Below are 7318 nucleotides of genomic sequence, written 5' to 3'. Positions count from 1 at the left end.
GACAGTAATAAAGTTCAGCAGGATCCTGAAATCCAAAAGGCAAGAAAGATCGCTCGTCTGCAAAAAGAAGCGCAAAAACTCGGCCTTACACTTCAAAATGCAGCTTGATTATGAATGCTTTACATGCACGTCATTATAAGGAACAGCAGAGAAATGAGTGATGGGGTGACGCGGCAATCGCATACTATAACAGGGCGGCTATGCTTCCGTGCGATTGCCACGCTACGCTTTACAGCAATGACATAATTTTATCGTGATAGTGCTTACCTTTCCCCTTCCTTCTTCTTCACCTCCTTAGTCATCTTCAAAGTCAAAAATAAGAGCAACCCTAACGAAACGACGATCTCAACCCAAATCAATATGGTATAATCTTTTCCGGCCGGTTTGGCAGTTACGGCATAGTCAGTGTTTTTAATAACAGCTTCATGTTTTATAACCGGAGTATTCTCCCTTATGCTATCGGCAAAAAATTTAAGATCATACTCGGGAGCCTGTGCCAGGGGATCTCCAACCAGGAATTGGTAGCTTTGCTTAGCCTCCAAATAACTGATCAGGTATTCGTCGGATTGATAAGCTTTGATCTCGCCGATGCTCAGCGGCTGGTTATCGCCATTGCTTATCTCTATCAGCAGGTGATTGGTTTTTGCAGCTATCAGCAGATCGGGGGCTTTATTCGATGATAATTCAGCTTCGTTAAGCAGCTCTTTGCCGTTGTTCACAAACTGATAAACAGCAACGCCGCGTTTATAATACCTCGGTGCGCTGATGCTGAGGTGCAGCCTGTTTACCTGGTAATTATCATTCAGCTTTACATCAATAAATGTAGTTTTATTACTATCCGCACGGATAATATTTACAGGCACAATAGCTGTATAACTTTGAGCGGCCGATGCATACTCGGTATAAATGCCGGCCTGTAAAAACTTAACCGGGCTCTTATTTTTATCGTTTACCTGGATTTTTAAATAACGATAGTTACTTGCCGGGAAGGACAATGATTGCAGGTAAGTGCCTTCACTGTTTTGTACCGCCTCCTGTAGCGGAATATCTTCCTGGATGGCGAACCACTGATTGAGATCATCGCTGCCCAGCAGGTTCACTTTGCGTTTTACAGCGGTGTTTTGCAACCTGATCCAAAGGCGGTCGAGCACCAGTCCGGTTTTATTTTCGATGACAAAAACAGTGCTGGTATCGGTTTTTGGGGTATTGGTTATCTCCGGGAAAACAACAAAGCTTTTCTGGCTTTTTTGCGGGAGACTACCGGCCTGGATGTACGGCACAAAATTGCCTTTCGCATCCGCAATACGAATGTCCGACAGATCGGGTTTCGCCTTTGCAACCAACGCCGGTTGTAAGCCAATGCGGTAAAAGCCGGTGCTGTCAATCTGTTGTAGCGCGGCTTTATATTTAAAGTTTTTTTGTGCCGATGCCGGTAATGTCGCCCCGCAAAGCAGCAGTATAAAAAGTGTTAGCCTATTCATTTTTTTTAGCTTCATCATCGGCAATAGATTTTTTTGCTGTTCGCTGGTACATAAACGCCACAATAAGGAGCAGTACCCCCAAACAAAAGAAAGCAGCTATTTTACCCCAAACCGGGATGTTTTTAATATCGAACAAAAATAATTTTAATAAGGTAAGCGAGAACAACGTCAACGAGGCCACCCGCATTACCCGCAGCTTGTACCTCATGCCCAGCCACATCAGCGCAAAGGAAAGAAGTCCCCATAACACAGGCAAACCGGTTTTTACATACACAGTTTCTATTTGATCGATAGGATTTGCTTTACTAAAGAATAGCAAGTTGCTCATCAGGCTTACCTCAAAACTTAAAAATAAAACAACACCGGCGCTCAATAACCAGGTGAACACTTTCTGGAGACCTTCGTCCATTGTTTGCTGGCACAAGCGGATGACCCTGTAAAACAGTAAACCTGTAAATACAGCCCCTATCCAATGTGCAATAAAATGACTTGTTGACGGTTTGCCGCCTTCCAGCATTAAATGCTGCAGTGAATAGTATTGTGGTGTAAGTACCAGATAAACAATTACACAGATGAGCAGGATAGTAAGTTTCACGCTATCAGCAAAATTGATGACCTCTATTTTAGGTGATATTGTATAATAGATAGATACAAACACCGGTGTATAAACCATCACATATAAAATATTAAGCCCGGTATCCGGGTAATGATTCAGGAACTGATGGTTGATCTCCAGTAGGCCACTTAAAAACAAGAGTACAAGTGCTGCTACCCCAAAAAGTTGTTCGGTGAAAGCTTCGGTATGCGCTTGTTTAGTTGTGTCCCTTTTAACCAGTACCGAAAGTAAAAATGAACTTACGGCAGCGAATACCGTTGTGATGAAACCTTTATTAGCTATTATGGTGAGACTTTGATTGTAATTACCATAAGTTTGATATAAGTCCATAACCAGGCTCAACAACATGGCTATCCATAAAAAAACGGACGTATATTTCATGAGCTGGATTCCCGAGCGCAGGTACAGCCAGTAAAGCAGCACCGTTTCCGAAGCCCAGAAAATAGTGATGTTATTGCCGTGCAGTTGGATAGGCGCCGCCAATGAAATAAAGGTTAGCGTAATGCCAATAAGCAGGTACAGGATATTGGTATCCACTTTACGGTTGCGGAACAGGATGTATGATAGCACCAGGTTCACTACGGCCAAACTCACGCAAAATAAACCGCGGTACTGCTCATCATGCATCATGGTTAACAGGTACAAGCCGGCAGCAAAATACAGCCCTGTATTAATAAGCAGGATGCTGAAATCGGATGCTATGAATTTTTTGTTCTCCCGCACATTGTTGGCTATGTTGATGACAAAGTAAAGCGCGTAAAAAATACTGGCGTAAATAAAACCGAAATGATAGGTAGGTGGCGTAAGGGTATACAATACGGTTGAAAAGACAATCACCGTGAAACCAAACGAAACAATATTGAGTATCCGCCATGCTTTATAATAAGCAATAATAAGCAGGCCGGTATTTAATATCAACAGGTAAATGAACAGACCATTGTAATTGGCGCTGCCGTTGCTTACCATAAAAGGACTGGCAAAACCGCCAACTAAAGCTGTCACGGCCAACTCCTGCTTATCATACAATAAAGAAAGCAACACCGCAAAAATGGTGATCACAATTAAAATGATGAACGCCGTTGTTTGGTTAAACAGGTGGAACTGCTGAAATGCCAGCGTTATGGTAAAGTAAAACACGGCCAAACCGCCGCCTACAAGTACCGAACTGAACGCCTTGTAGCTATTACGAAGGGCATGCGCGACACCAATCAAGATACCACCACAAACAATGCCTATGCCAACGCGGCCAACTAAGCCTATCCAATCGTTATCAATAGCGTATTTTACAAAGAAGCCGATGGCCAGCACCAGTATGGCTATACCTATTTTATTGATGAGGTTTTCACCGATGAATTTCTCCAGGTCGGGATGGCGCTCAAAGAATGACAGCCTTGGCTCAACTGGTTTTGCCGGTTCAAAATCACGCGTTTTTACAGGGCGATTGATAATTGATGAACTATCCTCAATAACCTCGGGGTGTCTTTCAATCTTTGGCGACGTAACAGGTTGTGGTTTTATTTCAGCCTCAATCGGTGGTTGAGGTTTTTCAACAGGAGGCTCAGGTATGGTTGGAATAACCGGTGGCGTTGGGGTGATTGCCGGTACAGGTTCTTCCGCTTTTTTAACGTCTTCGCTAACTATCCGGGTTATTTTAAGCTGTTCAACAAGGCGCTTTAAATCGTGTATTTTAAGTTCAAGATCGCTGATCTTATTGTTTAAACTGCCCTTGTGGTTCAGCATCATTATAATGACAACCACTAATAAGACAACGGCTAATACATCCATAGTTTTAGGTTTGTAAAAAATAAAGATAGCGGAATTATAAAATAATCCACCATCGGGATAGGTAACAGCAAGGAAATCGCCTTTAAAATGATCAGACCTGTGAATAAATTGGAGTTAAAAATTTTCACACGAATTGATTTTCAAACCGGCCACAATTAATCGAATTACACGAATTTCAAATCGACATCAATAAAAAATTCGTGTAATTCGATTAATTCGGAAAAATTTGTGTGAAAATTTCTACTTGTTTTTTCGAATCAATTGATGGAGCCGAAAATTGATCCTGTGTATAATAATCCGGCTTTAATTGTAATTTAGCTTTACAGGCCATTACTAACCACCTATAAACCGCACTATTTCATGAAGGTATTTTTTAAACGCTGCGTTTTTGCATTTTTTCTTTTTACTACAGTATCCGTTTATGCGCAATCCATCAATCCGGCGCTTTTAAAATACCAGTGGAAAGCATCATGGATCACCGCTCCTGGCGAATCGTTAAAAGATTATGGCGTTTATTACTTCAGGAAAAGTGTTGAGCTTACCGCTAAACCCGCCTCTTTTATCGTTCATATATCTGCCGATAATCGCTATAAACTTTATGTTAATCAAACACTGGTTTCATTAGGCCCGGCCCGTGGCGATACCTATTACTGGAATTACGAAACGATTGACCTTGCTCCATATCTTCAATCGGGAAAAAACACTATAGCCGCTGTGGTCTGGAACGATGGCGATTATCGTCCTGAAGCGCAGATCTCCTTGCAAACAGGTTTCATTATGCAGGGTGATACTCCGGCCGAAGAGATTATCAACACCAATAAAACCTGGAAGTGCATCCGGGATAAATCATTTCAACCTATTACCGGTATCGGCTGGCATCCTTATTATGTTGCAGGTCCGGGCGAAAGGATAGATCTGAATCAATCCATAAAAGATTGGAATACCGCAGGGCTCGACGACAGTAGCTGGAAAAACGCTATCCGCATAGATAACGGGAACCCCAAAGGCGTAACCAATGCCTTTGGCTGGATGCTGGTGCCATCATCAATACCGGCCATGGAGATGACCTATCAAAGGATCCCGGTTTTAAGGAAAGCGGATGGGGTTACTATTCCATCTACATTCCCTGCAACTAAAACAGCTATTACTATCCCGGCCAATACCTCGGCTACTTTACTGCTCGATCAAACCTATTTGACCAATGCTTTTTTAACATTGAATTTCAGCAAGGGGAAAAACGCTGGCATCGGCATCAGTTATACCGAATCATTATTTAAAACCCTGACCGGTCCGGAGGGTACTGTTAAAGGTAACCGGAATGATGTGGATGGGAAGATCTTTGTTGGCAGGCGTGACAGCATCGTTTCGGATGGCGCTACGGGTAATTCATTTACTACTTTAACCTGGCGTACATTCAGGTATGTTGAGGTGAAGATAACTACCAAAGATGAGCCCTTGGTTATTGATGATATTTACGGAACGTTTACCGGGTATCCGTTTAAAATGAATGCCAAACTGGAAACGCCCAATCCCGAAATGCAGCAGATGCTGGATATCGGCTGGCGCACCGCCCGCCTTTGCGCCGGTGAAACTTATACTGATTGTCCTTATTATGAACAACTGCAATACGTGGGCGATACCCGCATTCAGGCGCTGGTATCTTTTTATAACAGCGGCGACGATAGGTTGGTTCGCAATGCCATCAACCAAATGGATCATTCCCGCCTGGCTGAGGGCATTACACTAAGCCGTCACCCTTCTTTCTCGCCGCAAATCATATCCACCTTTTCGTTATGGTATATCGGCATGCTGCACGATTACTGGATGTACCGGCCAGATAGTTTATTTATTAAGGATAAACTGCCCGGTATGCGCGATGTGCTCAACTTTTTCAGCAAATACCAGCAAGCCGATGGTTCCTTAAAGGATACGCCCTATTGGACATTTGTTGACTGGGTGAACGACAAAGGCTGGGATTTTGGCCAGGCCCCCAAAAGCCATAAAGGCACATCGGCTATATTGGATATGCAATTGATGTGGGCCTACCAACAAGCCGCGGAAATGGAAGCAAAAATGGGGATGCCTGCATTTGCAGCCGTGTACAAAGCCAAAGCCGCACAATTGAAAACCGCCATCCAAAACAAATATTGGGATGCAGGCAAAAAGCTTTATGCCGATACCGAGGATAAACAATTGTTCTCGCAGCATACCAATTCTATAGCAGTGTTAGCCGGTATGGTAAACAGTGTGACCGCGCATGATATCAGCTTAAAACTATTGAATGATAGTACACTTACCAAATGCACCATCTACTTTAAATATTACCTGCACCAGGCCATGGTAAAAGGAGGCCTGGGCGATGATTATTTAAACTGGCTTAATATCTGGCGCGATAATATCAAAATGGGTTTAACCACCTGGGCCGAGATCTCCGACCTCGACCATAACCGCTCTGATTGCCATGCCTGGGGTGCAAGCCCCAATATTGAGTTTTACCGCACTATTTTAGGTGTGGATAGTTATGCGCCGGGCTTCAGCAAAATAAAAATTGAGCCGCATTTGGGGCAGATCAAAAATATCAGCGGCGAAGTACCGCATCCTAACGGAAAAGTGTATGCTAAATATGTGTTTAACAAAGGAAAATGGAACATCAATATTACCCTTCCCAAAAGCACATCGGGCATTTTTGTGTGGAAAGGGAAAACTTTTACGCTAAAAACTGGTAATAACAATTTAAGTATCTGAAAAAACTAACAGGGATATTAACATTTTACCTTAATTGCATTGATTTTGCCACGCATAAGTAAAATACTTTTAAAAATTGGTTTGGTAAATAAAAGCAACGCTAACTTTACCATTGTTGCTCAAGAGGGATAAATTGATTTTATCGCATTATTTAACAATTTGATATTATTAAAATGTGATATTTATGCGCTGGGAACTAAGGGTTTCACCAAATTGCTAACCAGCTAAATAAATTACGCTAAATGAAAAACACACCATCCCAATTAAGGGTTCTTTCAATCGATATCGGTGGTTCACACATCAAAGCCACTATCCTCAATAAAAAAGGGGAATTAAAAATGGAATACGACAAGATTGCTACCCCAGCACCGGCAAATCCTGAAAACGTAATAAAAGCTATCAACACCCTTGTAAAGGATTTTCCATCATATGATAAAATATCGGTTGGTTTTCCAGGTTACGTAAAAAATGGTGTTGTTAAAACGGCACCTAACCTCGGTTCTGATTTTTGGGCCGATGTTGACCTGAGCAAAAAACTGGAAAAAGCGCTGGGCAAACCTACACAGGTTGTAAACGATGCCGATATGCAGGGCCTTGGCGTAGTTGCCGGTAAAGGCCTTGAAATGGTAATAACCCTGGGTACCGGTTTCGGTACCGCTTTGTTAATGGACGGTCATTTATTGCCACACTT

4 protein-coding genes are annotated in these 7318 nt (G+C 42.6%); 2 read left to right on the top strand and 2 right to left on the bottom strand.

What is annotated here, in order from left to right:
• Window positions 1–263: 263 nt before the first annotated feature.
• Both VF500_RS08865 and VF500_RS08860 read right to left on the bottom strand, forming a co-directional pair.
• On the bottom strand, window positions 264–1481 hold the full coding sequence (locus VF500_RS08865) for a hypothetical protein (protein WP_330859333.1): 1218 nt from the start codon (window positions 1479–1481) through the stop codon (window positions 264–266).
• The gene (locus tag VF500_RS08860; protein WP_330859332.1) at window positions 1474–3882 is read right to left on the bottom strand and encodes a DUF2339 domain-containing protein; all 2409 of its coding nucleotides are present in this window, start codon (window positions 3880–3882) and stop codon (window positions 1474–1476) included. Before VF500_RS08860 ends, VF500_RS08865 begins: the two co-directional genes overlap by 8 nt.
• Window positions 3883–4242: 360 nt before the next feature.
• On the opposite strand from VF500_RS08860, the gene VF500_RS08855 reads away from it, so the two are divergent.
• Window positions 4243–6627 (top strand): alpha-L-rhamnosidase N-terminal domain-containing protein, encoded by a 2385-nt coding sequence (locus VF500_RS08855; RefSeq protein ID WP_330859331.1) that lies wholly within the window; start codon window positions 4243–4245, stop codon window positions 6625–6627.
• 242 nt (window positions 6628–6869) lie between these two features.
• Window positions 6870–7318, top strand: a 449-nt coding sequence (locus VF500_RS08850; protein WP_330859330.1) for an ROK family protein, incomplete at its 3' end; no start/stop codon positions are given.

Source organism: Mucilaginibacter sp. (assembly GCF_036383575.1).
In the GTDB taxonomy this organism is placed as follows: domain Bacteria; phylum Bacteroidota; class Bacteroidia; order Sphingobacteriales; family Sphingobacteriaceae; genus Mucilaginibacter.
This window is presented reverse-complemented; position numbering and strand designations above follow the sequence as displayed.

Excerpts from the sequence above, each read along its gene's own strand:
- VF500_RS08860 (WP_330859332.1), bottom strand. The coding sequence starts at position 3,882 with ATGGATGTATTAGCCGTTGTCTTATTAGTGGTTGTCATTATAATGATG.
- VF500_RS08855 (WP_330859331.1), top strand. The coding sequence starts at position 4,243 with ATGAAGGTATTTTTTAAACGCTGCGTTTTTGCATTTTTTCTTTTTACT.
- VF500_RS08865 (WP_330859333.1), bottom strand. The coding sequence starts at position 1,481 with ATGAATAGGCTAACACTTTTTATACTGCTGCTTTGCGGGGCGACATTA.